Source organism: Trichocoleus sp. DQ-A3, from assembly GCF_039961975.1.
In the GTDB taxonomy this organism is placed as follows: domain Bacteria; phylum Cyanobacteriota; class Cyanobacteriia; order Cyanobacteriales; family FACHB-T130; genus FACHB-T130.
Window position 1 is genome coordinate 195,035 of the sequence record NZ_JAMPKC010000001.1, and the last position, 26,007, is coordinate 221,041.

Annotated in this window: 18 protein-coding genes and 4 pseudogenes; 14 read left to right on the top strand and 8 right to left on the bottom strand. The window is 46.3% G+C overall.

The genetic code is table 11. The features are described from left to right. Window positions 1–545 precede the first annotated feature (545 nt). A complete protein-coding gene (locus tag NDI44_RS00800) occupies window positions 546–2,405 on the bottom strand; it encodes a GGDEF domain-containing response regulator (protein WP_190410129.1) in 1,860 nt (619 codons plus the stop codon). Then, complete coding sequence (locus NDI44_RS00805; RefSeq protein ID WP_190410130.1) at window positions 2,405–8,866, bottom strand: PAS domain-containing protein; 6,462 nt, start codon at window positions 8,864–8,866, stop codon at window positions 2,405–2,407. The genes NDI44_RS00800 and NDI44_RS00805 overlap by 1 nt, the downstream gene beginning before the upstream one ends. 393 nt (window positions 8,867–9,259) lie before the next feature. On the opposite strand from NDI44_RS00805, the gene NDI44_RS00810 reads away from it, so the two are divergent. From NDI44_RS00810 to NDI44_RS00825, 4 genes and pseudogenes are all read left to right on the top strand, one after another. After that, window positions 9,260–9,532, top strand: coding sequence for a hypothetical protein (locus NDI44_RS00810; RefSeq protein ID WP_190410131.1), 273 nt, complete (start codon window positions 9,260–9,262; stop codon window positions 9,530–9,532). Window positions 9,533–9,775: 243 nt separating this feature from the next. After that, window positions 9,776–10,510: pseudogene (locus NDI44_RS00815) on the top strand (cation:proton antiporter); the annotation flags it as partial. A gap of 59 nt (window positions 10,511–10,569) precedes the next feature. After that, window positions 10,570–11,201 (top strand): annotated as a pseudogene (locus tag NDI44_RS00820) (IS1 family transposase); the annotation flags it as partial. Between the two features lie 108 nt (window positions 11,202–11,309). Continuing rightward, a pseudogene (locus tag NDI44_RS00825) lies at window positions 11,310–12,426 on the top strand (IS4 family transposase). 79 nt (window positions 12,427–12,505) lie between these two features. On the opposite strand, the gene NDI44_RS00830 reads toward NDI44_RS00825, so the two are convergent. Then, complete coding sequence (locus NDI44_RS00830) at window positions 12,506–12,883, bottom strand: hypothetical protein (protein WP_348235252.1); 378 nt, start codon at window positions 12,881–12,883, stop codon at window positions 12,506–12,508. Window positions 12,884–13,108: 225 nt separating this feature from the next. Between NDI44_RS00830 and NDI44_RS00835 the strand changes: the two are divergent. Beyond that, a pseudogene (locus NDI44_RS00835) lies at window positions 13,109–13,903 on the top strand (IS5 family transposase). Window positions 13,904–14,211: 308 nt separating this feature from the next. Here the strand turns inward: NDI44_RS00835 and NDI44_RS00840 are convergent. Both NDI44_RS00840 and NDI44_RS00845 read right to left on the bottom strand, forming a co-directional pair. Continuing rightward, complete coding sequence (locus NDI44_RS00840) at window positions 14,212–14,997, bottom strand: hypothetical protein (protein ID WP_190413010.1); 786 nt, start codon at window positions 14,995–14,997, stop codon at window positions 14,212–14,214. 171 nt (window positions 14,998–15,168) lie between these two features. Next, the gene (locus tag NDI44_RS00845; RefSeq protein WP_339380690.1) at window positions 15,169–15,639 is read right to left on the bottom strand and encodes a DUF2127 domain-containing protein; all 471 of its coding nucleotides are present in this window, start codon (window positions 15,637–15,639) and stop codon (window positions 15,169–15,171) included. Window positions 15,640–16,005: 366 nt separating this feature from the next. Between NDI44_RS00845 and NDI44_RS00850 the strand changes: the two genes are divergently transcribed. The 7 genes from NDI44_RS00850 to NDI44_RS00880 all read left to right on the top strand — a co-directional run bounded on the left by NDI44_RS00850 (window position 16,006) and on the right by NDI44_RS00880 (window position 21,603). Then, complete coding sequence (locus tag NDI44_RS00850) at window positions 16,006–17,274, top strand: HhoA/HhoB/HtrA family serine endopeptidase (RefSeq protein WP_190413012.1); 1,269 nt, start codon at window positions 16,006–16,008, stop codon at window positions 17,272–17,274. Window positions 17,275–17,571: 297 nt separating this feature from the next. Then, window positions 17,572–17,907: a hypothetical protein gene (locus NDI44_RS00855; RefSeq protein ID WP_190413013.1), complete on the top strand. Its 336-nt coding sequence runs from the start codon at window positions 17,572–17,574 to the stop codon at window positions 17,905–17,907. 130 nt (window positions 17,908–18,037) lie between these two features. Beyond that, complete coding sequence (locus tag NDI44_RS00860; RefSeq protein ID WP_190413014.1) at window positions 18,038–18,406, top strand: YtxH domain-containing protein; 369 nt, start codon at window positions 18,038–18,040, stop codon at window positions 18,404–18,406. Next, window positions 18,403–18,921 (top strand): DUF948 domain-containing protein, encoded by a 519-nt coding sequence (locus tag NDI44_RS00865; protein ID WP_190413015.1) that lies wholly within the window; start codon window positions 18,403–18,405, stop codon window positions 18,919–18,921. The genes NDI44_RS00860 and NDI44_RS00865 overlap by 4 nt, the downstream gene beginning before the upstream one ends. Before the next feature lie 26 nt (window positions 18,922–18,947). Further along, entirely contained in the window at window positions 18,948–19,595 is a 648-nt protein-coding gene (locus tag NDI44_RS00870; RefSeq protein ID WP_190413016.1) for a rhomboid family intramembrane serine protease, read from the top strand. A gap of 271 nt (window positions 19,596–19,866) precedes the next feature. Continuing rightward, the gene (locus tag NDI44_RS00875) at window positions 19,867–20,670 is read left to right on the top strand and encodes a TPM domain-containing protein (RefSeq protein ID WP_190413017.1); all 804 of its coding nucleotides are present in this window, start codon (window positions 19,867–19,869) and stop codon (window positions 20,668–20,670) included. Between the two features lie 303 nt (window positions 20,671–20,973). Further along, a complete protein-coding gene (locus NDI44_RS00880; protein WP_190413018.1) occupies window positions 20,974–21,603 on the top strand; it encodes a precorrin-8X methylmutase in 630 nt (209 codons plus the stop codon). A 40-nt stretch (window positions 21,604–21,643) separates the two neighbouring features. Here NDI44_RS00880 and NDI44_RS00885 read toward each other — a convergent pair whose 3' ends face one another. After that, window positions 21,644–22,348 carry a phosphate ABC transporter permease gene (locus tag NDI44_RS00885; protein ID WP_190413019.1) on the bottom strand — a complete coding sequence of 235 codons (705 nt, stop codon included), beginning with the start codon at window positions 22,346–22,348 and terminating at the stop codon, window positions 21,644–21,646. An 83-nt stretch (window positions 22,349–22,431) separates the two neighbouring features. After that, the gene (gene dapB / locus NDI44_RS00890) at window positions 22,432–23,262 is read right to left on the bottom strand and encodes a 4-hydroxy-tetrahydrodipicolinate reductase (protein WP_190413020.1); all 831 of its coding nucleotides are present in this window, start codon (window positions 23,260–23,262) and stop codon (window positions 22,432–22,434) included. Between the two features lie 275 nt (window positions 23,263–23,537). On the opposite strand from dapB, the gene NDI44_RS00895 reads away from it, so the two are divergent. After that, the gene (locus NDI44_RS00895; RefSeq protein ID WP_190413021.1) at window positions 23,538–23,834 is read left to right on the top strand and encodes a hypothetical protein; all 297 of its coding nucleotides are present in this window, start codon (window positions 23,538–23,540) and stop codon (window positions 23,832–23,834) included. Window positions 23,835–23,896: 62 nt separating this feature from the next. Here the strand turns inward: NDI44_RS00895 and NDI44_RS00900 are convergent, their stop codons facing one another. Beyond that, window positions 23,897–24,391 carry a DUF427 domain-containing protein gene (locus NDI44_RS00900; protein WP_190413022.1) on the bottom strand — a complete coding sequence of 165 codons (495 nt, stop codon included), beginning with the start codon at window positions 24,389–24,391 and terminating at the stop codon, window positions 23,897–23,899. 498 nt (window positions 24,392–24,889) lie between these two features. On the opposite strand from NDI44_RS00900, the gene NDI44_RS00905 reads away from it, so the two are divergent. Beyond that, window positions 24,890–25,915, top strand: coding sequence for a sodium:calcium antiporter (locus NDI44_RS00905; protein ID WP_190413023.1), 1,026 nt, complete (start codon window positions 24,890–24,892; stop codon window positions 25,913–25,915). Window positions 25,916–26,007: the final 92 nt, after the last annotated feature.

The window sequence follows — 26,007 nt, forward strand, 5'->3', positions numbered from 1 at the left end:
TTGGAAAGGTCTGTGCTGTCCGGCTAAGGAGTTTAAGCCTTCAGACTAACTTTTTATAAATCTAACGAATTGTTTCCTTTTTTGTATATATATCTGGAGATAGTAGACTAATGGGGCAAACTCGTGATAAATAAAATAATTTTGTGGGAATTTTTAAAGCAACGAAATCTGCGGTTGGTTTGAAGGATTAGGTCTTACCCAACCGAACAGGGTGTTGGATTGAAGGAAGAAAGCCAACCTACAAAATACTTTACCCTCTTTTAAAGGCTACCGTGGACACACAAGTCTTCTTGAACTTGCAAGCGTCGTTTTATTCTCATAACCTCCCTTAAACAAGGGGAAAATCAAGTTAAAATCTCCCAATTTATTGGGGGGATGCCAGGGAAATCAACGTTTTGCAACTTAACTAAAGACGTGCGAACACCGTATCTTTTAGCCGAAGGAGAAATACAAGCAGATGTACACTCCCCCGATTAAATTTATTTTGTATGCTCCGCAGATTAAATTTAATTTTTAAAATAAAAAGAAATTTTCCTAGAGAATTGTTACCACTGAGGATCTGCTTTAATTAGTTCTGAAGCTAATTTACTTTCTACAGGTTTGGAAAACAAATATCCTTGACCAAAATCACAATTGAGCGCTCTTAGTTGGGCTAATTGACCGGAAGTTTCTATTCCTTCAGCAATCACATTTATCCCCATCGTATGAGCCATTCTCATAATTGCGGGAACCAGCCCTATATTTTCTTGACTACTTTCCATACGGTTAACGAAAGATTTGTCAATTTTTAGGGTATTAATTGGAAAGCAGTGCAAGTAACTTAAAGAAGAATAACCTGTTCCAAAGTCATCAAGGCTTAACTGAATTTGACGCTTCTTGAGTTCCTGAATAATTGCCATTGCTGATTGGCTATTATTTATAAGGACACTTTCTGTGATTTCTAGTTTTAAGCTTTGTGGACTTAGTTGAGTTTTTTTAAAAATTTCGTCTATTTGCTCAATTAAGTTTGATTGGGAAAACTGCCGACCTGAAAGATTCACGCTAATTGTTAGAGGTTCTTGCGTGAGTTTCTGTTCTTGCCAAATCTTTAATTGCTGGCAAGCTTCCCGCATGACCCAAGTATCAATCTGAGTAATTAAACCCGTTTCTTCTGCAATTGGAATGAAGTCCAATGGAGAAATAAATCCCCGATGGGGATGATTCCAGCGCACTAACGCTTCAAATCCAGCAAGTTTGCCCGTATTCAGTGCAACAATCGGCTGATAATAAACTTGAAATTCTTGTTGATTTATAGCCTTTCGTAGGTCGGTTTCTAACTGTAAAAGCTGGATAGCTTCCTGGTGCATAGCTGGATCAAAAACGTGATACCGAGCTTTGCCACATGTCTTTGCATGGTACATAGCGGTATCTGCATCCCGCAACAAATATTCAGGTTTTTCATAATTAATATTCCCCAGAGCGATGCCAATACTGGCGCTCATGAATACTTCATGTCTGGATAGTTGAAAAGGATGCATCAGTTCTTGAAGAATCCGATCGGCAACTAGGGTAGCAGTGCAGGCATCATTAATTTGTTCAACGATGATTGCAAATTCATCCCCTCCTAATCGTGTTAGCGTATTGATGATGCTCAGACAGGGTTCGAGTCGGCGGGCGAGAGCCTTTTGGACACGCTTGGCAAATGCAATCAGCAGTTCGTCTCCCACCAGATGACCAAGAGAATCGTTGACGACTTTAAAGCGATCGCAATCGAGAAATAACACCGCAAACTGATAATCTGCCTCTTGCTTAGTCCGGCTGAGTGCGTTTTCGAGACGCTCCATGAAGACAGCCCGGTTGGGCAAGCCAGTTAACGGATCGTGCAACGCCATATCTAGCAGTTGGCTCTGGATTCGCTTGCGCTCAAGAATTTCTTCATTGAGTTCTTGATTCGTCCTTTCTAACTGACTGGTACGCTCCTTGACCCGATTTTCAAGCTCTGCGTTCAGTTCCAGAACTTTTACTTGTGCTTCTCTCAGAGCCAGTTGATTCTTGACGCGGACTAACACTTCTTCTACCTGAAACGGCTTGCTGATGTAATCGATTCCGCCAACCGTAAAAGCTTTTACCTTGTCAATCGCCTCATCGAGAGCGCTTAAAAAAATTACAGGAATCTCGCGGGTTTGCTCGTTCGCTTTCAGTTTTTCGCAGACCTCATAGCCATTCATTTGAGGCATATTGATGTCGAGCAAAATCAAATCCGGCGGTTTTGCCTGACACGCTTTTAGAGCAGTTTGTCCGTTCGTTACGCTGCGAACTTTATAGCCCTGATGACTTAACAAATCGGATAACAGCCGCAGATTGTTTGGCGTATCGTCAACAAGTAAAATATTTCCGTTTAGTGGAAATACGCGATCGCTATTCATTAGATAATTTGTTCGATTAAATCAGTGATCTGTTCAAACTGAAAGTTGTTGACACAATCCACCAGAGCATTGAATATTGGAGCCTTTGACTCCGCGATTTGCTCGGCGAGGCTCAAAATCAACTCCGCATCTGCCTCAATAGCGGCTTGATAGAGAGCTGCAATCCACTCAACAGGCATCTCTTGAAAGAACGAAGGACTTAGGAGAAACGATGAATTGGGTGTTGAAGTTTCCGTACTCCCCCTAGGTCGAGGGAGGAAGCAACTTTCGCCTTCTAATGACTCTTCATAAAGATAACGTACCCCTAAATGTTGAGCCATTTTTTCAAAGATAATTTCATTCCGGAAAGGTTTGCCGATGAAATCATCGCAGCCTGTTGACAAAATCAGGTTTCGCTGATCTTCAAAGGCACTGGCGGTTATCGCAATAATGACTACTGCCTGACCATTCACGTCCGCTTTAATGCGTCGGGTGGCTTCATACCCGTCCATCACTGGCATCCGCATATCCATCCAGATCAGGTGCGGCTGCCAAGTCTTCCACAGGGCAAATGCTTCTAGACCATTTTCGGCTTCGCGCACTTCAAATCCAACATCTGTTAAGAGTTTGACTAGCAGGATGCGATTTTCCAAGCGATCTTCCACAACCAGGATGCGATATTGAAGTTGGTTCTGGACTAAACCAATCACCCTGGGTTGCGGCTGTGTCGTTTGAATATCAGTCGCTTCAGCTTGACGAATCTGGATATCAAATGAAAATCGCGTTCCCCGATCTACTTGGCTGCTGACTGCAATATCTCCTCCCAGAAGTTGCACAAATTTGCGGCTAATTGGTAGACCTAATCCAGTTCCTTGCTGAGATTGCCGACCTGTTTCTGTTTGGGAAAAAGCTTCAAATAATTTGTGTACTTCTTGTGGGGAAATACCAGGGCCGGTATCTTCGACTTCAAACACCAAACGGTGATTGGGAATGGATAATGAGGAATGAGATTTCTGCGGATTATCGATTTGATGTCTAACTCGCAAGGTGACACCGCCGGATGAAGTAAATTTGATGGCATTTCCGAGGAGATTCATCAAGATTTGCCGCAATTTACTTTCATCTGTTTGCACGTATTGAGGAATATCTGGGGCATAGTCTAAGATAATCTGTAATCCCTTGGATTTCGCTTTTAATCGAAACATCTCTTCTAGGTTGTCCAAGAGGCGAATTAAGTCAAAGGAATTTTCATGAATAGTCGTTCTGCCTGCCTCAATCTTGGACATTTCTAGAATGTCGTTGATTAATTCCAAGAGATGTTCGCCACTTCGATTAATGATTCCCAGATATTCCTGATGAGCTTTGGATAGAGATGAGTCAAGGTTCATCACTTGGGTAAAGCCGAGGATGGCATTGAGTGGCGTTCTCAGTTCGTGGCTCATGTTGGCGAGAAATTGGCTCTTGGCGTGGTTGGCAACCTCGGCAGCTTCTTTCGCTCTGCGTAATTCTGCCTCAGCCTGAAAGCGATCGCTAATATCGATCATCAAACCATCCCAGAGAATATTCCCATCCGCTTGCTTTTCCGGTCGAGAATCCCCTTGAATCCATTTGATGTTCCCTTGCACAATAATTCGCCAGATGCCATGCCAATGTTTTAGCGTATTCGCTGAGACAGCGATCGATTCAATGACATTGGGTAAGTCATCTGGATGAACTACATCAAATATTAAAGATATATTCTGCTGAACCGCTTCTGGAGAAAGACCAAAGATTTCTTGGCAAACGGGACTGATATACGGAAAACTCATCATCCCATCCGGGCGCATCATAAATTGATAAATCATGCCCGGTATGTTTGTTGCCAAATTTTGATACCGACTGTTGCTCCGTTGCAATGCCTCCTCGACCCGTTTGCGCTCGATAATTTCAGTGGTGGCTTTTTCAAAGAGCGTGCATTGCTGGATAGCGATCGCCAATTGCACAGATAACTGTCTGAGACATTCGATTTCGGAGGAGTGCCACTCCCTTGCGCCTTCACAGTGCTGGGCAATCAGCAATCCCCACAAATTTTCTCCTTGCAAAATCGGAACCACCAAGTTCGCTTTCACCTCAAACTGGCTGAGTAAATCAATATGGCACTCATTTAGACCCGCGTTGTAAATATCCGCCATCGCTCGAATGCGACCTTGCTGGTAAAGGGGGACATAGGTTTCCACAAAGCAGCCGTCTTGAATATTGCTTCCGACAATTGGCGTCCAATCCTCGCCCACTGACTCGACAGCCACAACCCCGCTCCAGTCTAGATTAAAGTGGTAAATAATTGTCCGATCGGTTGCCAAAAATTGTCGGACTTCATCCACGGCTGTTTTCAAGACTGCCTCTAGGTTAAGAGAGGAGCGAATGCGTTCTTGGATAGTCCCCACCAACCGTTCCCGCAAAAATTGCTGTTGCAAGGCAATTTCCGCTTGTTTGCGATCGCTAATGTCCCGGCAGATGCAAACCCGAAATCCCTCTTCGGTATAAGTCAGAGAAATTTCTAGGAAAAAGGTGCTTCCATCCTGCTTTTTACCGATTGCTTCTCCACACCATTCTCCCTCTCGTAACAGAATCGGAACAACTTCTTGAGCCAAGCGATTAATTTCATCTGGGTAAAAAAGTTTGTGCCAAGTCTTACCCAAAAGGTCATTAATGTTGTCGTATCCAAAAATCTTGATATGAGCATCGTTCAGATAGATGTACTCATCCTCGGCATTGAGAATCGCCATACCATCCAATGCCGACTCTACCGCGACTAACTGCCGCCGCAGTTCGCTTTGAGCATTGACAAGCTCTTCTTGTGCCTGTTGACGAACTCTAATTTCTTGCTGTAGCTGTTGATTTTGGCAGTCGAGATAGGCACGGTGTCGTTTTTCCTGCTCTAAGAGGGAAGCTTGAGCGATCGCAATCCCGACTTGAGCCGCAACAGACTCTAATAGTTCAATCTCGTCTGCTGTCCACTGACGGATGCGATCGCACTGATGCAAGCCAATTGCTCCGTTCGGTTCTCCCTGGTAAGAAGTCCGCACTGCTAGCATCGACTTTAGACCGATCTGGCGGCAAAATGGCTCAACCGCTTCTAAAAGAGGCTCAGCATAAACATCCGGTGAGGAAATGGCAGCATCTTGTGCGAGCATTAGCTGGACATGGGGATTGCCAACGACAGGGATATCCAAAGACAGTAGCGATTGATAACCAGGAGCCACAAACTCAGCGACTATCGGAATTCTGAGTTCCGGTTCCACCACGTAGGTATGAATGAGGCAGCGATCGATCCTGAGTAGCTGAGAAATTTGTTCGGCGGCGGTGGCAAAGATGTGCTGAGGTTCTAAACTAGAGCGGATTTCTTCGGCAATCTGCTTGAGCAGGACAGTCCGGCTAAATTGATTGGTCAGCGCTTCTACTGCGATTCGCTCCTCGGTGATATCCGCTTGAATCCCCACATAGTGAGTCAAGCACCCTAAAGCATCTCGCACTGGAGCAATAGAAAATTCATTCCAAAATAAGCTGCCGTCTTGGCGATAGTTCCGCAGCACAACGCGACACTCTCTTGCTTCGCGCAGTGCCAGCCGCAGCTCCTCAAGAGCGGGTTGGGTGGTGTCGGGTCCCTGTAAAAAGCGGCAATTTTTGCCCAGAGTTTCTGCTGCCGAGTAACCCGTGATGGACTCAAAAGCTGGATTGACGTAAATCACTGGCGTGTCGGGCAGTTGGGCATCGCTAATGACAATACCATTGCTAGAAGCGGCGATCGCTCGCTCCAGCAGTCGCAGCCGATCTTCTGAGTGCTTGCGATCGCTGATGTTTAAGGAATACCCAACGCACTCAATGGGATTACCCGCTTCGTCTTTGACCAATTTCATCTGATCGTAGAGCCAGCGATAAGTTCCGTCCTTGTGCAAAAAGCGGTATTCGTAGGCGTAATCTCCTGTAACAAACAGTCGCGGTAATTCAGCAAAGACGCGACTAACATCTTCTGGATGGATGTGGCTTGCCCAAAAAGTTCCATCTTCGAGAAATTCTTGGGCTTCATAGCCTAAAACTGTCTTGATATTCTCACTGACAAAGGTGATGTCATAATTCCCCGATGCCTTGCAGCTATAAATAATTCCCGGACTAGAGGTGAGCAGATGTTGCAGGCGTTCGGTCGCCGAGCGCAGTGCCACCTCCGCTTGTTTACGAGCAGTGATTTCCATCACCACTCCCCCAACGCCAGAAAGCCGATTATCCTCGTCTGGTATGGGAAAGAAAGAAACCATCCAGTCTCGAACAATACCCGGTTGGCTCGGTACTTCACCGCTGATTTCTTGGTTGAGAATAGATTCGCCTGTTGCGAACATTCGCCGATAGAGAGGTTCCAGCTTAGGGGCGATATCGGGGATGACTTCACAGAGGCTCTTGCCAATCATGTCACCCGCAGGGAAACCATTCACCTCTGCCAGGAGTTCGTTGATTTGCACGAATCGCAGTTGCTCGTCCATGATGCTCAATCCGACAGGAGCCGAGCTGAAAAAGGCATTCAGGCGAGCTTCCCGCAAGGCGAGTTCTCGTTCTAAGGCAATGCGAACGACTTCGTCGCGCTTCGCTCCGCTAACGTCTTTATGCGTCCCCGTCATCCGCAGCGCCACACCAGAGCGATCGCGCTCCATCACCTTACCATGACACAAAATCCACTTCCATTCGCCTGATTTTGAGCGCATCCGCAATTCAATTTCGGAAACGGGTGTTTTACCTTCCCGATGCAAGGTTAAAGAGTCTATCGCCCTAGAGGTATCCTCTGGATGTACTAGCCGCTCCCAGGACTGGTAACTGTTCTCAATCTCCTCTGGCTCATACCCCAGCATCTTCTTCCATTGCCGGTCGAAATACATCTCTCCGGTCGTTAAATTCCAATCCCATATCCCTAAGGCACTCCCATCTAACGCCATTTGCAGCCGTTCTTCGCTGCTTCTGAGAGCGGCTTCGGCAAGTTTGCGCTCAATCAGCCAACCTAACTGAGCCGCTACCGCACTTACTAGCTCAAACAAATGCCGATCTTCTGCACTTTTGTGACGTTTAAAGAAAACTAACACTGCCAGCACTCGCTGATTGGCGAGAATTGGCACGCCCAAACCCGTTTTTAATCCAACTTTTGCGGCGATTTGCGATCGCACAAAGGTTTCCTGGGTGGCTTCGGAAACATCTTCGACCCATTCTGGTTGCTGCGATGACCAAACGCGCCCTGGCAGACCCACGTTGGCTCTAAATGTGACTGTTTCGCTATGGCGTCGGAATTCTTCAACCGAGCTATGTTGCAAGGCGACGACCGCTTCGCGATCGCACCCGTACCAACCCGGACTATTTTTTAAAACTGTACCATCATCAGACGGAACCCAAGTTTCTCCCAAATCCCAGCCGATTGTCGTACAAATTAACCGCAGAATAATTGCTAAAGCAGTATCTACGTCAACAGAACGATTGATGGCTTGGGTTGCTTCCAGCAACAGACGAATTTCAACTTCTGCTTGCTTTCTTTCAGTAATATCGCTGGTCGTGCCGAGAATCTGCTTCACCTTGCCGTCAGCGGTTCTCGCAAACAGAGTATCCCGATTGAGCAGAGTCCGCCATTCTCCATTTCGATGCCTCATCCGGTACTCATTCTCAAAGATTTCGCTGTCAGAGGCGTCCTCGAATTGTTGGAAATATTCCGGCAGTCTAGCGAAATCGTCAGGATGCATCAGCTTCTGGAAATCTAACCCCGTTTCTTGAATTTCTTGGGGGGTATACCCTAAAGTAACGGCGATTTCACGATTAATATAAACATTGCGCTGCTCGCTCAGATCGTAGAGAAACAAAACATTGGGGCTTGCTTCGGCAATCCGTTGAATGAAATGCTGACTCTGGAGTAACTCCTGCTGTGTCTGTTTATGTTCGGCGATTTCAGATTCTAGATTATGCAGCGTTTTTAATAACTCGGCGGTGCGATCGCTGACCCGAATTTCTAACTCATCGTTGACGCGGCGTAAAGCTTCTTCTGCCTGCACCCGGATTGCAATCTCGCTCTGGAGTTCCTGGTTGAGAATCTCTAGTTGTTCGGGCGTTTCCAAAGCTAGGAATTGCGGCAGCAGCGTTACCAATTTTAGAGCCGTGTAGCACGAAACCAAGGCAGTCATCGCTTGCTCAATTCCTGTCAGCCAGTAAACTGGATGCCAAAGCGTCCAGATTTCCATCAGGTGCCCGGTACCGCAGAGAATAGTAAAGGCTCCAAATAAGGCAAATATCCCTTGAAAGGGAATATCTTTCCGCTTGTGGATGAAGTAGATGAGCATCGCCGGAATTGAGAAATAGGCGATCGCAATCAACAAGTCAGAAACCAGGTGAAGCCATACCAGTTTCGTTTGCCAAAGGTAGCAGTGACCGTGAGGGATAAATTGTCTTGAAGAAAACAATTCTTTTAAAAGCTTCCACATATTACGATCTTTGGCTATAATTCGGAGTTATTCCCGATGCATAGAGATACGGTCAGATAAGCTTCCCAGCTTTAGCTTTTGCCGCGACCCCTCAAGCGCATTCGACTCAGAGTTGAAGCTCAAACTGATGGATAGCTGAGTCTTGGGTTTCCATAACAGCGAGTAATATGCAGAAGAATCTGCTAGAGATTGAGCAAGTTGAGTCAGTACAACACTTGATTCAAGATTGATTCCCCATCTTTAGATAGATATTCTTCATTATTAAACATGACAATTCTATTTGGGTAAGTCAAGGGAAGAATTTAGTTTTATCTGTCTGTCTCGAACCCCTCTTCCCCCCAGATCAGCTAAATTTGCTTGTCCATACTTGGTGGGAGAGGCAGTTTAAGGTTTATGAATTTTGTTTGTATACGTGACAACAACTATCTAGCGATCGCCTACATAAAGCCTTTCTTCATAACTGCTTTTATCAGACTAAAACGGTTGAGTCAGATTCTGGTAAATTTGCCAAGATTTAGCTGGAATCTCTGGAGTGCCCTAAATTGGGCATTGCTAAATCAAAGTTTAATTCAGCAATGTCAGGTAAAGGATCGCGATCGCAAAACGGTTGTCACCTTGCAACCTCGCTTTGTAAATGTGGAAAAAGTGAAACTTGCCACTGAGTGACAAGCTATTAATTAAAAAATTTTTCTTCAGTCGATGAGAGACATAAAAGCCCGATCCCTGACTCACTCCTCGCAGAAACTTGGTTAGCAAAGTCCATGTGAAGCCAAGCAATCTTCAACTGGCAGCAAAAAGATATAGAAACATTTAAGAATCTGCTCAAATACTGTTGAGAAATCAGGTTGAGGGTAGACTGATTGATGGCAGCGATCGCTCTACAACTCAAGAATCGCTATTGAGGCAATTATGCACGCAGTCGTTTTAGTCCTCGTTGAAGTGCTGATCGTGATTGGACTCTCCCGACTGATGGGACTGGGGTGTCGCTTCATCAATTAACCCTTGGTGATTGGCGAGATTGTCGCTGGGATTATGCTAGGACCATCTCTGTTTGGTTTGATTGCTCCAGATTTAGCCGCCAATTTATTCCCAGCCGAAACCCTTCCTTTCTTGAACGTGCTGTCTCAAGTTGGGTTAATTTTCTTTATATTTCTGATTGGCTTAAAGCTAAATCCGAAATATCTCAGCGGCAACTTAGAAATCGCAATTTTAACCTCACACGTTAGCATTTTAGTACCCTTTTCTCTGGGTAGCTTACTCGCTTTGCTGCTTTACCCGCTGGTTTCTAATAGTAGCGTCGCCTTTACCGCCTTTGCTTTATTTTTGGGGGCGGCGATGTCGATTACCGCTTTCCCTGTATTGGCTCGAATCATTACCGAAAATAACTTGCAAGGTACACGGTTGGAGACTTTGGCTCTGACGTGCGCGGCGGTCGATGATGTCACGGCTTGGTGTTTGTTGGCACTAGCGATCGCAGTGACGCGCACGAACAGCATGGCGGGTGCGGTACCAACAATTCTGTATTCCGTACTCTACATTGGGTTCATGGTAACGGCAGGGCGTTGGTTCTTGCAACGACTTTCTAGCTACTATGACCGCGCAGGTCGGATCAACCAATTTGTGCTAGCTGGGATTTATATGGGCGGGCACTGGTCTGTTAAGGAGTGATGTGTAAAATAGTTGCATTGGGTGGATGAGAGCCGATGCACTGCCCAGAATGTGAAAGTCAGCAGGTCGTCAAAAACGGCAAGGTTACCCTCCAAGACGGTGCTGTTGTGCAGAAATATATGTGTAAAGCTTGCCGCAAGGCAATTCAACAACCGAACTGGGACTCCAATGGCGGGCCTACAGACCTCCTCAACAATTGTGACGTTGGCGATGAACGTCCGCACTGAAGGAATGGGAGTAGCGACTGGGCACTCTTTCGGTAAATCTCACTCAACGATCCTGCGCTGGGAGAACCGTTTGGCAAACCAGCTCAGTCAATGGTCACCTGCTGCGCCAAAGACGGCAGACCTCACGGTCGAGGGGGATGAGGTATACACTCGAGTGGGCGAGAACCTTCCCCCCCAGTGAGTGCGAAGGATGGACGATCTACTTCATCGAACGAGAAACACGCTACTGGATCGCCGCACAAGCAGGACACAAACGGGATGAATTATTCCGCCAAGGGACAGCAGGGGCGTGGGCATGGGCATCTGCTGCCGAGTTGATTGGCTGGTTTAGCGATGGAGAACGACGCTACGGCACGGCGTTATGGCAGCTTGCCAGTGTGAGGCTTACTCCCGGCGAGGCTCATCCTGACTATGGGCGACGCAAAGTGTGGCGAGAGGGAGCTCACGGGGTGACAACCCCGTCAAAAGCCTAGTGCAAGCGCTCCTGAAGCCAAGTTGCGGTAAAAGAAGATGGGGTCACTCTTGTTAAAAAGCCCCATCTGTTAAAAATGCTTCCTCAATTTTATCAAATTCATCTGCAACAGCAACTAAAAAACACCGAATACTTGACTCTAAAAATTTTGATATACCTCTGGCAATCTCAAAAACAAGTCAGCATTGAATTGCTGGCTTCGTTAATGCCTTATCCTATTCAGTTTGAAAGCCGAAGGCGCAGTTTACAAAGAATTTTAAAATTATCTTGCTTAGAAATTGATACTCTATGGTTTCCACTAGTTCAAGAAATTTTAAAGAGAAAATTNGATTGACCGCACACAGTGGCGAGACAAAAATGTTTTTGTAATTAGTCTGATTTGGGACAAGCGAGCTATCCCATTATACTGGCAACTGTTGGACAAAAAGGGGAGTAGTAACCTTGAAGAGCAGAAGTCTCTAATCCAACCTGTTTTAGAGTTATTCAAAGATTACGAAATTATCATCTTAGGCGACCGCGAATTTGGTAGCGTTAAGCTGGGTAGCTGGCTGTGTGAACAACAAGTGAAGTTTGTTGTTAGGGTAAAACAAGAGCGTTATATCCAGCAAGAAGATAAAGAATATACCCGCCTATCAGGATTAGGATTATTAGCCGGAACTAGCTTTTTCCTCCCTGACGTTAAAGTGACGAAACAAAAAGGGTTTGGTCAGTTTAATGTTGCAGGTTATTGGCGACGTAAATATCGGGGTAAGGGTGAAGATGAGGGTTGGTATCTCTTAACTAATTTAGGGAGTTCACCGCAAGCGATTGCTGCTTTCAAATGCCGCAGTGGGATTGAAGCTATGTTCAAAGATTGTAAGACAGGTGGTTATAATTTAGAGAAGAGCCACGCTAATAATCACCGTTTAAAAAACTTAATTCTCTTGATTGCTCTGGCTTACACTTGTGCTGTATTCCAAGGTCAAAAAATCAAACGCATGGGAATACAAAAATATATTGGTCGGCTTACCGAATTGAAGCGCTCACAGCGCCGACACAGTAGTTTTTGGATTGGATTATACGGTCAATCTTGGGTAATGGGAATGGAATTTTGCCAGGATATTGTTCATGAATTAATGGTAATAAGACGTAACAAGCTGCCATTTTTTCAGAGAGGTCTGAGGGCTATGTCCTTGATTTTACGCATATTTTGACGGGGTTGTCACCCCGTGAGCTAATAATCCGTAACCGATTGTCCATAGCCAACTTTGGTGTGTCAGCGAAAAATTTGGTTCAATTAAGATGGGGTAGCTGAGAACTACCTAACATACTGCCTAGGTTACTCGCAGTATAGAGGAAATAAGGATCGGAACTCGCTGGGTGTCCTGTCTGAGCAAACCACTTTTGCACTAAAGGCGCACTGGTAGCAACCACAAAAAAGGGAAATCCGACACAGAAAATCAGCAAAAATAACAGCCAAGGGATAGGATTGGCATCATGAGGAGGAATCCAGTTCTTAGCAGGAGTAATGGGTAAAAATGCTATTGGTAATAGCAGAAAAATAGTGTGAAGGATAGCTTGTTTGCGAACCCTGAACCAACTTGTTGTGATGTGGGAATAGCCATAAACTAGTAATAAAATCGCTTGAAAAAAAATAGGCAAGTGTTCCATACTGATGGAGATCCGCCTAATAAAGGCAGAATCATCTTGGCAACCATCAATTGTACTCACAAAAGGAGGAAAGCACTAACAAAAAGGGTGGAAGAAAAAAGAATAATCAAAAGCAATGCTCCTTTGGTAAATAGTTGAGAGGATGTTTGAGAAGTGGGAAGATTAGTAAAAAAGCTCATTCAGTGTACGCTGCGAATAGAGATTCCACAGCACCGAGAGAGCTACATGAGTAAAGCTTATCCTAGCAATCTAACGTTAGAGCAATTTGAATTGCTCAATGACCTGCTTCCAGAACCAAAACCCGGTGGTCGTCCACGTGAAGTCGAGATGTGGGAAATCCTCAACGCGATCTTCTACCTTCTGTGTGAGGGGTGTTGCTGGCGTGCTCTGCCGGGTGACTTTCCCAAATGGCAGACTGTCTATACCTACTTCCGCAACTGGCGCATCAACGGAACCTGGGTGAGGATACATGACCATTTGCGCCAGTGGGTGCGCTTGGAGCAGCAGCGACATCCCAGTCCATCAGAAGCCGTCATCGACAGTCAAAGCGTCAAAACTGCTGCGATGGTCAGTGAGCAGGTTGGGTTTGATGCTGGAAAATTGATCAAGGGTCGCAAGCGGTTCTTGACGGTCGATACCTTGGGCTTGGTGTTGCGTGTTTTCGTGACCACTGCCAGTGTAGGTGAACGCGAAGGCGGCTTTCCAAGTCCTCAAGAGTGTCAAACGCATGGACAAAGCAGTGTCACGGCTACACACGATTTGGGTTGATGGTGGTGCATGATGGCAATCCCTTCATGACTTGGGTGATGGACGTATGCCGTTGGACCCAAGCAAGTCGTGCTCAGACCAGAGCAGACTAAAGGCTTCGTCTTGCTCAAAAAGCGTTGGGTCGTGGAACGGACTTTTGGCTGGCTGATGGGCTATCGGCGATTGGTTAGAGACTATGAGTTATTGCCACAAACATCAGAGACGTTAATCTACCTGGCCATGATTCGCATTATGGTGCGCCGCTTGGCATAAAAGCTTACACCTCACACCTTTTCAAACATCCTCTGAGACTTACATTAATTATATTTGCAACAGCCCACAATGCAATTCAGTTTGTATAGCTAATTTAAAAAATCCAGTTTTTATTCTATTAATTCGTTTAATCTTGACTTAGTTTTTTGAATGTATACTTATGTCAAATTCAGCTTCAATTTTTAGCGAATTTCCCACTTTTTCTCAAAGGTAAAATCAGTCAATTCGTTGTGATTTTGCCCCAACTCATAACTGATGCAGAGATCGTCTTGGCGCGTCGGTTCAACTAGCGATCGCGCTCTATCCCTTCATCCCTCACTGCGCGCATCCCTCAAGCCTTCTAGGAAGCCGCGTTGAGCGTGCGATCGCATATTCTCCTCGCTCAACTCCATCAAGCACACCAATTCATGTCCTTTGTAATATTCTGGATTCCGTTCTAAAAAGTAGCGCACATCTGGTTTATGCTGAAATCCTTCTTTAATCTCTGCCCAGCTTCCTCGCAAATGCCCTAGCGACGAGGGAAAGCGAATTAACCCACTCGCAGGATCGTAGTCATCTCCAAATTTTGTCTGAGCCAGGTAATCCATCAACGCCTGATAATTTGCTGGCGTTGGATATCGCCAAGTCGGATAAAAACGTTGGGCAAATACTGACAAGTAGCGATACGTCCGGTATCCCTTAACAATTAGAAACCAATATAAAGGTTGCTCCATTGCTTCGCCTTTAATTTTCCCAGCCAGACGACACCACGCCAATGGCAGGGTTTGTTCTCCCCAATATTGATGATGGATAATCGTATCGCCGGAGAAAATAGCACGTTTCGGCTTTCCTTCAAATTCAAACGAAAGAATCGCCAGTGTGGAAAAACCTTGAAGTTTTTCCTCTTCATTCCACAGCAGGATTACATAATCTTTGTTACTCAAATCCTGTTGAAAAATTTCCCAACTGCTGCCATCGTAATACTGGGTATATAAGTCATACATCAATCGGATTAGGTACGTTTGGATTTTTGGTTTAGGGACAACTTCAGCTTTTAAACGGTTCATAGAGTCAGAAAATAGCCAATATAAACTGCTGGATTGCCAGTCCATCATAACAGTCCAATTTCTGAGTAGGGTCTAAAAAGGCTGGCTACCATGTAAACGCTTCCTAAAGCTGTCAGAACAGGGGTCAGCTAAATTAAGTCAAGTAACTTTTAATCAAAAATATCCAATCTGGGATTTTAAAGTTAGCGATCGCTGTCTGCTCAAACCGGGTTTCAATTTTTACTGCGATTGCCCATCATCGCGGGTAGAGAGTGAATGACGCAACAAATACCAAAACACAGCTAAATTTACCGAAAAAACTGCTAACTTTAGTAGCGATATTCTGCGGAATAGCTCAAAAATTTCAGGTGGAATACTAATCCCTACCAGTACCAAAACTAATATTTTTGCCCAACCTTTTTGATACCACAGACCGATTCCCTCAATCGCAGTTAAAATCGCGTAGAGTCCAACAGCTATGCTGGTAAACTGCAAAGTTTTAGGGTTAAAATTCAAAATTTTGTCCAAAGTCCATTTAATAATGTCTAATTTACCTTCTAAAGCCCAAGATTCTGAAAAATCAACCAAAAGCTGATGTTCTTTGACTGTTAATCCTAAAGCGATCGCAATCACCGCAAGCAGTAAAGCACTGAAGATTTTGTAAATAACGATTGCCACTAAACCCGGTGGGCGCTTAGTAATATTTTTCACATGAATTACCCGTGATTTTGGTGAATGAGTCAGCCGCTTCTGGAACACCCGAACAATTAGGCACTCGCTTACGTTTGATCGTATGCGGGCGAGTGGGGCAAAGCTGCTCCTTTGAGAGGTATTCCAAAAAGTAGATATCTCCTCTCCAGCCCCAAGAATTTTCATTAGAGTGCAACATCAACGTCACAAGCACGTCACATGAGATGTCTAAATTAAGAGATGTAGAGATGTTAAACAAAGCATCTATACAGGCAAATTTACATAGCGTTTTCACGCGGACGCACTTGGTAAACCAGCGGATAACAGAGCTGTCTTCGCCAGAGCCAAGCGTACAGAATTTTAACTTCCTTGTCGCAGGTGTCAACAATGAAAAGCAAACAGCAAGATAGCGATTATAATTCCAGGCAACCCAACCAGAAAGGATTTGACGCTTCGGCACCTAAACCCTGGCAAAAGGCAGCCACCTATGTATCGCTGGTGCTGCTGGGAGCTGGTGTCACCTTCTCAGGCGGCTATCTGGGGTCAAATACCCTGCTGTCCTCCAAGGAGTCTACTTCTAAAGTGTCTCTAACCCCAGGAGTTGCGGTTGCTCAGGCACAACTACCACTTAGCACAGACACTAACTTTGTTACAGAAGTTGTGGACAAGGTGGGACCAGCAGTGGTGCGGATTAATTCTTCCCGCACGGTGACACAACAACTCCCTGACGCTTTCAATGACCCCCTCTTCCGCAGGTTCTTTGGCGCTGAGTTGCCGACTGGCCCACAAGAGCGAGTGGAACGGGGTACGGGATCGGGCTTTATTATCAATACGGATGGTCAAATTCTCACCAATGCCCATGTAGTCGCTGGTGCCGACACAGTAAACGTCATTCTCAAGGATGGGCGCACCTTTACAGGTAAGGTGATGGGTACAGATCCGGTAACAGATGTCGCCATCGTTAAAATTCAGGCGGATAATCTGCCGACGGTGCGTTTGGGTGATTCAGATCGGCTGAGACCTGGGGAATGGGCGATCGCTATCGGTAACCCCTTGGGTCTAGATAATACCGTCACAACAGGGATTATCAGTGCCACCGGACGCTCTAGCTCTCAAGTCGGCGTTCCCGATAAGCGGGTAAACTTTATCCAAACAGATGCCGCGATTAATCCGGGTAACTCAGGCGGGCCACTGCTGAACGCCAAAGGTGAAGTGGTTGGGATGAATACAGCGATTATCCGGGGTGCCCAAGGATTAGGCTTTGCGATTCCTATCAATACCGCTCAACGCATTGGCAATCAGCTGGCGACGACTGGCAACGTGCAACATCCTTATCTGGGCATCCAGATGGTGAAACTCACGCCTGAAGTCAAACAGCAAATCAATGAAGATTCCAACAGTCGCGTGAATATCAATGCGGATCGAGGCATTCTTGTCGTCAGAGTCATGCGAAACTCCCCTGCTGCCAATGCAGGGTTACGCACGGGAGATGTTATCCAAAAAATCAACGGTCAATTGGTCACAGACACAGACACAGTACAACAGCAAGTAGAAAGGAGCCAAGTGGGCAGTAGTTTACAGATGGAGGTGCTTCGGAATGGGCAAACGATTAACCTACCTGTAACCACTGCGGCTCTCCCGACCCAGAGCGAGTAGTGTGTTAATAGCTTTCTCAATCAGTCAGTAAGACAAGGTTTCTGAGGATGGGTATTTTGCCCATCCTTTTTGTATGTATTATCAGATTCCATAGGGGCATGGCGCAAATACGCCCCTACGTAAAGAGTGGGAGGTTAATAAATTCACGATCTTTCAAGTCTCCTCAACTCAGAAAATTATCCAACCCTAAACACTACTGACTAGCAAGGTAGCTGGGGGTCGATGAAGCAGGAAATGAACGCTCAAAAAGCAGTAGATGAGTCAGACTAGAGAGGCTGGGTGCTTTCAGGATCAGAGATGGTGACAATTGTTGTGGTTTTCAATGTGCTGCTCTCGCTGATGCTGTTGTATGTTGCCTGGAAAATCCGAAAACTGCGATCGCGTCTGGCAAAAATTACAAAGATTGTACTCGCGGCCGAACGGAATACTTATAAAGTGTTACGGGGTGCCCCCAAAACTCTTTCTAAAGGTCAGCTTGGGGTTAATCGGCTCACAGAGCGATATCAGCAACTCGATCCTCAACTACAACGGGTGCAAAAAATTTTGGCATTGTTCGGTTTGGGACAAAAACTGTGGCTGCGGAATAAGCCAAAGTCGATAGGAATAACGCAGCGCTTCTGGCGCAGAAGTTGAAACTACCCAAACCACTGCTGTTAAGATAAGGGCGATTTTCTTTTTCCAAAGGTACTCGTATTGCTGCCTGTACCAACGACGGATGAAGGAAAACTGCCTAAAATTGGAATTAAGACATAGAGACTAGAAAATGTCAAATAACCGTGCTGGATCATTTATTGGTGGTCTGCTGCTAGGCAGCGCTCTTGGAACCATTACCGGATTATTGGTTGCCCCTCGTACAGGTCGAGACACGCGGCGGCTGTTAAAAAAATCTGCCGATGCCCTACCAGAATTAGCCGAAGACCTATCGACCAGCGTGCAACTGCAAGCTGACCGCCTCTCAGAATCAGCACTGCGAAACTGGGATGAAACGCTTTTGAGATTAAAACAGGCGATCGCTGCTGGAATTGAAGCCTCTGCACGCGAACAAGAAGCACTCAAACAAATCATGGATGAAGAAGTCCAGGCTGATGCACGCCCCCTTGTAACCACAGACGATAGGCGATCGCAAGAGTGACTGAACCCTTATTTTGGTTAGGATTGTCGGTTTTACTGGTGGCGGTTAGCTTAGCTGCCGTCTTAGTATCGCTGCTGCCAGCGGTACAAGAATTAGCGCGGGCAGCTCGCAGCGTAGAAAAGTTAGCAGATACGCTAAACCGAGAAATGCCCCCCACACTAGAATCAATTCGCCTGACGGGTTTGGAAATTAGTGACTTGACAGATGATGTCAATGAAGGCGTCAAGAGCGCCAGTCAAGTTGTTAAACAAGTCGATCAAAGCATTAGCGGTGCTAAGAAGCAGGCTCAAAACGTGCAAGTTGGCACCCGCAGCGTCTTTGCCGGTGTGAAAGCTGCTTGGAAAACTTTCAAGCGTCCTACGGGAGGGCGTAGGTCAATCGATCGTTTGCCACCAGGGCAAAGAAATGGTTTTGAGCCTCGTGGATACGGTGATTCTTATCAAGACACTGAAAATGCCTCCACTTCTCATAAAAATTATCAGGAGTGGGAGTCGTCAGACTCAGAAGATTATTAATACAGATGCCGTTGAGAATACCAGCCATGAGAAAGAATCAGGGAAACTCAGAACCGACCGATTCTGCCACTGACTTGCTACTAGAGGATCGTTCATCAAACCGCAGACGAAACACCCAATACAACGGTGTTTTTGCCCTGATTTTGATCAACCTAGTTATCTTTATTGCTGACCATATTCTCAGCCTCAATCTTCAAGGTTTATATCTCAATCATGCCCGCCCAGCCTTTTATCAGTTCTTCACGGCGATGTTTTGTCATGCCAGCTGGGCGCACTTGTCGGGAAATCTATTTTTTCTTTATATCTTTGGTCGCCTAGTTGAGGAAGAGGAAGGGATCTTCGGGGTGGTCGCTTCCTACATCATCTGCGGACTGGGCGCTAGTCTGATGAGTTGGCTTTTCCAGCATGGGCCAATCTATTCTTTAGGGGCTTCGGGAGCCGTCTTTGGCTTATTCGCGGTCAGCGTGTTGATTAAGTTGAGCTGGAATTGGCGCAAAGTCTTGGAAGTTCTGATTTTGGGCCAGTTTGTGATTGAGCGAGTGTTCTTTGAATTTCAACAAACTGGGATTCAAGACGGGGTAGACCATTTTGCTCACTTAGGAGGCGCTGTTGTAGGAGTAGCGCTGATTATGGGTTTGATGCGGCTTGACCCCACCCGGTTTCGGAAAACTTAGTTAGTGCAGTAGACATCGCAGTAGACATCGCACCAGAGCAGCACAAGAGTCAGGGGTAATTCCATGCAACATCAAAGCTGGCATGGAATCACCCTTTTTTTCTCTTCCCTCTCCCCTTTTCCCTCAGCCCTCAGTCCTTATCCTTAGTCCTTTTCCCTCTCCCCTCCTGAATAGATACCCCTAGAGACTCCTTGTATTAAAATATGGTAAACAAGTGTAAAGAAATATTAGTTTACCTAACCCATTCGCTTTTAAAGAAACCGAACTGCCAATGAAGCCTCTTCCTAAACAACGAATTGTGGCATCTTTAGTCGCATTTTTCCTGGCTTTGTCCATTTGGGCGATCGCTCCCGTTGCTCACGCCTATAACAATCCCGACTTACTGCCGGAGACTCCTACCCCAATCATTGACTTAGCCAAAGCCTTGACAAATATTCAGGAAGAGGGATTGGTCAAAAACATAGAGAGTTTTGAAGCAGAAACAGGTTGGAAGCTGCGGGTATTAACTCAATACGACCGCACCCCTGGTCTTGCCTTAAAAGATTATTGGAGCTTGGATAATAAAAGCGTGTTGCTGGTTGCCGACCAACGCGGCGGTAATATTCTCAATTTTAATGTAGGCGATGACGCTTATAAACTCATGCCCCGTACCTTCTGGATTGAGTTGCAAACGCGCTTCGGCAATCTCTACTTCGTGCGCGAAAATGGCGAAGACCAAGCCATCATTCAATCATTAGAAACCATTCAAACCTGTCTGCGTCAGGGCGGTTGCCGGGTTGTACCCGGACTGCCCAGAGAACAGTGGATTCTCACTCTAATTACCTCCATTGTGGGCGGAATTATCTGCGGCTTTGCCGCTGTACCCCGCAAAGAGGGACAAATTTTTGCATGGCAGTGGGCTTTAATATTCTCTCCCTTGTGGGGAATTCTATTCATTGCTTTTGGTCTCGGCCCCGTTGTCACTCGCACCTCGGAGTGGTTGCCCCTGTTTCGCAACTTCGCCGGTTTTTTCATCGGTGCTTTAGTCGCTTACCTATCACCAATGATCGTTCAGTCTTCGGCTCCGGAAACTTGAAAAAATCCGTCAGCGGCTAGAATATTTCCAGGCTTTGCCAGAGAATGAGGGCAAGAGGCAAGAGGCATCCCCTCACACCTCTTGCCCGGAAAAAGCTGATATCGCAATCCTATTTGATTTGTCAGATATTTTTTAACGAATTGCTTAACATACCTGCATACAGCAAGAAGATTTCATAACATCTTTCTATCTTCTTTCTCTTCCTTTATTTCTTTGTCGTTTAATAACACTCTTTTGGTTTTCAAAAATCATTTCGGACTGCTAGCTGGTAAGCTGATAGCTAAAAGCTGAAAGCGAATCGCTATGGAATGGCACGTAACGGATGCCCAAAGTTTGGCAATCATTGACCGAGAAATTGGCGACCACATCTTCTCACCAGCGGAATTTGAGATTGTGCGTCGAGTCATTTACGCAACCGCTGACTTTGAATATCGGTCTTTAATTCGCTTTTCTGAGCGGGCACTCCAAGCTGGCGCAGCTGCTTTGGCAGCCCGTAGTACCATCGTGGTAGATGTGCCAATGGTGCAAGTCGGCATTAGCCCCACGATCCAAAGTACTTTTGCTAATCCGGTGTATTGCAGTATGGAAGCCCTAACGCGGCCCCAAAAAGACAAAAGCCGCGCTGCCTGGGGAATTGAAACCCTCGCTAGACGCTATCCAGAAGGAATTTTTGTGGTAGGTCAGGCTCAGACGGCTCTCATTTCCCTGGTCGAGCTAATTGAGGCAGAAGAAATTCGACCAGCATTGGTGATTGGCACGCCTTCGGGATTTGTGGATGTGGATGTTGCCAAGGAACGGCTGAATGATTCGCTAGTTTCTCACATCCGAATTGATGGACGTAAAGGTAGTGCGGTGGTAGCAGCGGCGATTGTCAATGGTTTAGTTGACTTAGCATGGCAAGCTTATGGGCAGGATACGAATGGTGTCGGCTAAGGGCAGGGAGGCGGGCATTAGCCATTAGCCGGTTCTCGATTCAAGGGCGACGCGATCGCCTACGCTTAGGAGTACGGTCTTCAGGATAGGAAACATCGTCATTGTCTCCTAACTGACGGCTGACATCCTCAAAAAAGTCTCGCCGCAGATAAGGATAGTCACTCACCCAGAGATTCTGACTGGGAATATAAATGTCTGTCACCTTGGCAATCCGACCCAAGTCTTTTTGATTGGACAGCACGACCATCTCAGCAACTTGACCGGGTTTAACTGCTTTATGGATGCGGCGAAGCGGTACTTGCATCTGGGTCGTAAATCCGGTTTCATCCCCAACTTCGATGTTCAACCGACGCTCTCGGTTTTCAACAATCACCAGTTGCCCGCGATTGTTGACGGTTTGCTCTTCGCCAATCAACTCTTCAGAAACAAAGATATCCACGACTTCACCCCGCCAGAATCCACTGTAGGCGTAGCGGCGGTAAGAAGCATTCCGGAGACTCGCCCAATAGACGGGTGCCCACAACCAGTAAAGACCCGCAATGATTCCCAGAAAAAAGGTGATCGCGCTCAGATCCTCGCCCAGCAAAAACTTGCCGACGAGTAAAACCACCACCACAGCTACTACAGAAATTAGCAATCGCTTTAAAAAGTCTGGGAACTTGCCCCAGCAGTACGCATACTGCGGGCCAGTGGCAATCTGGGGAATCAAGTCTTCAAATTTCTTGCGCGTTAATGGGACTAACATATTGTTCAAAAGCGAATTGCTAATTGAAGGATGGCTAATTGTTTAAGAGCAATCCTTCGCTCCTTCGATTAGGGATTAGCCACTTATAGTATCTTTTCTAACCCATAGACTAGGGATTTGAGCTGGATAACTTTGCGGATGGCGAGAAGAACACCAGGCATATAGCAAGACCTATCTGAAGTATCGTGGCGTAGGGTATAAATTTGACCCGGTGCCCCAAACATCACTTCTTGGTGAGCGATGAGACCGGGTAAGCGAACGCTGTGGATGCGAATCCCCTCATCGGCTTGGCTACCTCTAGCACCGGGTAGTTTTTCAGTTTCTTTTACCGTCGGTGGATTGTAGGTTTTACCCAGTTCGCCTAACATCTGGGCAGTTTGAAGGGCGGTACCGCTAGGGGCGTCGGCTTTTTGGTTGTGGTGTAACTCGATAATTTCAACGTGGTCAAAATATTGGGATGCCTGGACAGCTGCCTGCTGTAGTAACACCATGCCAATGGAAAAGTTAGGGATAATCAGGGCACCCGTGCTGGCTTTGTCGGCAAATTCAGCCAGCTCTTGGATTTGCTGCGGGCTAAGTCCGGTTGTGCCAACGACAGGTCGGATGCCATAAGCGATCGCAGTCCGCACATTTTCATAAACTGAGTCAGGATGAGTAAAATCCACCATGACGCCCTGTTGTTTTTCCTGGGTCGCTAGCACCAGCATCCCTTGTAAGTCACTGACAATGGGAACTTCCAAGGGTTCGCAACCCGCCACTTCTCCAACGTCTTGACCCTGGTATTCCAAAGAGCGATCGATTGCCCCCAGCAAAGTCATATCGTCTGCTTGAGCAACGGCTTTGACGACTTCGCGACCCATTTTTCCAGCCGCACCGTTGACGACAACGGGAATCGGATACTGTTGATTTGCCATGATTTAAGAATACCCTTCTCGACAAGCGCATTCTAGACCAAGAAGGGCTTCCCACGATAACTGAATTATGCGATCGCGTGCAAGAAGATATTCTTTGTAATTTCTCTTTCTGTCGCAAACACTGCTCGCTAGAACGGCTGAGGATATAGCAGCGGCTTTCTCTAACTTTAAGTCACAAAACTTATTGAAATTAATTTTCAATAAGCTATACTCCAGAGTAGAACATCTTTCTGTTTAAAAGTTTCAAATTTAGTTTATTCAGCGGTTATAAAACAATGCCATTCCCTAACAATTCGGCTACTTACGATCTGAGAAGTTTTAGCAATAAACCTGATGCCACCTCTGCAAAAATAGAGAACCGATCGGATGAGACTGACGCCGCCTCTGTCGATTCGCCACTCTTCTGTAACCTCGACAAAAACGGGTCAGCAGAGGATTCCACTCTTAATAATCAAAACCTCCCGCTTACGGAGAGTAGCGTCCCGACCTATTTTGAGGATGAAGACCCGGAACGCACGCCAGAACGATGGTGGAAGAGACGGCAATGCCAAGGATTGACCGGATTTTCTTAAATGATTTCTAGGCAGAGTAGGGGTGTACATCTTGTACATCTGGTGTACACCCCTGGAAAATACTACCAGCCCCAGGTTCCTGGCTCACCTTTGAACGGGCCAACAATATCGCTGGTGATCCAACCGCCGTAGAAACCTCCAGGTTGCGGCTGCACTTGTTCTCCATCGACCGAACAAACATCCATCATCTGGGGATAGAAAGCGAGATAGTTCTTGATGCTGGCGAAGTTTGGTGTGGGATTGGGATAACCCCAAGCGGCATTCGGTGCCTGTTTGTCACTGACAACGACTGTGTAGTAGAAAGCGCCTCCCTTCCATTCACAAAACGATTCCTGAAGAGTTCGCACCAGATATTCCATTTTGATATCTAGGGGAGGAATGTAGTAGACAGGCGGGTGACTGGTTTCTAGTACGCGCTTTGCCCGCTGAGTATCAACAATTGTGACGCCGTTGAAGACGATCTGGATGTGCTTGGATGATTCCTCAAGACGCGGGGGACGAGGGTAATCCCAGACTGACTCTTGACCGGGTTCGGGTGCAATGCGATCGCGTTTCATGCTGGCTTCTTCTGTTGTAGAATCACACTCGCTATTTTAGATGTGCCGCGCTGTCGCTTTGCTGATTGTTGTAGCGAGCGCTAAGAAACGCGCGAAGCCGTGTATAGGAGCATACAAAAAGAGCGATCGCTCTACGAGAAATTTTTGCTGAATCTGACTTCTAGTACAGGCACCTGACAAGCTGTGCAAGGAATAATGAAGCTTAGGTAGCCATTCTCAGGGTGCTTACTTTGACAATAAATAGCAGACAAAAGCGGTGGATATACCAATACAGTTCGGGTTAGATACCCAAAAACCCAAAACTCTAGAGGAGATATCCCTAAACACAATACGGTCTGCTTTTCCGGATTGGGAGATCCTGCAACCCTCTGGAAAACATTGCTATGAGCCAATTTCCCTCCTTTGCAAAAGGGTGGAGAAATTTTCCCCTTAGAAACTCTGCTTGGGGCAATCAAATATTTTGCATTGAAAAAATTAACCGAACCATAGTAGGTGGATGTGTTTGATTCCTTAACCCTGAGTATTAGTGTTTTTTTTATCGCTGCTGCGGTCATTGCCGTTGTAGGAACGATGATGGCAAGCACAGCGGATCGTCTAGCGGATGAAACGGGTCTTGGAGAAGCACTGATGGGTGCCTTGTTCCTCGGCGGTAGCACCTCATTAGCAGGCATTGTTACCTCTGTCACCGCCGCTGCCGGAGGTCACGCCGAACTTGCCATCAGTAGTGCTTTAGGAGGGATTGCTGCCCAAACAGCATTTCTTAGCATTGCCGATCTTGCCTATGGGAAAGCCAACCTGACACACGCAGCTGCCTCCGTGCCAAATCTGATGCAGGCAACACTTCTGGTTGCTTTATTAGCAATTCCTCTGATGGCAATGTCTGGGCCAGATGTCAGTTTTTTTGGAATTCATCCCGCCTCGTTCCTTATCCCAGCCGCTTATATCTTTGGCTTGCGTTTGGCGGCAGAGGCTCAAACTACGCCCATGTGGTGGCCTCGGCGGACTGCGGAAACGCAAGTTGACGAACCGGAGGCAGATAATTCCGAGGGTACTAAATTGACTGTGTTGTGGTTAAGGTTCGCTTTGCTGGCGGGGCTGCTTGCCGGTGCCGGTTATTTTGTGGCGGAAGCTGGAATCTCGATCTCTATGCACAGCGGTCTTTCTGAAACGATGGTAGGAGGGCTTTTTACCGCTTTGTCAACTGCCCTACCGGAACTGGTAACAACCATCGCGGCGGTGCGACGAGGGGCGCTGACGCTTGCGGTGAGTGGCGTTATCGGGGGAAATAGCTTCGATGTGATGCTGGTGGCGTTCTCTGACTTTGCTTATCGGCAGGGTTCGATTTATCATGCTTTGGCACAGCCTCAGATTTTTGCGATCGCGTTGACGATCCTGATGACCGTCATTCTAGTTTTGGGCTTGTTACGGCGGGAAACACATGGAATTGGAAATATTAGCTTCGAGAGTTTTTTAATTCTGCTCCTATACTTAAGTGGGTTTTCGCTGCTGTTTTTTGGGAATTGAGCAACTACCACTGAGGTTTGCTTTGTTAAAAAAGAAACAAAAACTTTGAGTTATTCAAAATAATTAATTCAAAATTCAAACGTGATTTATCG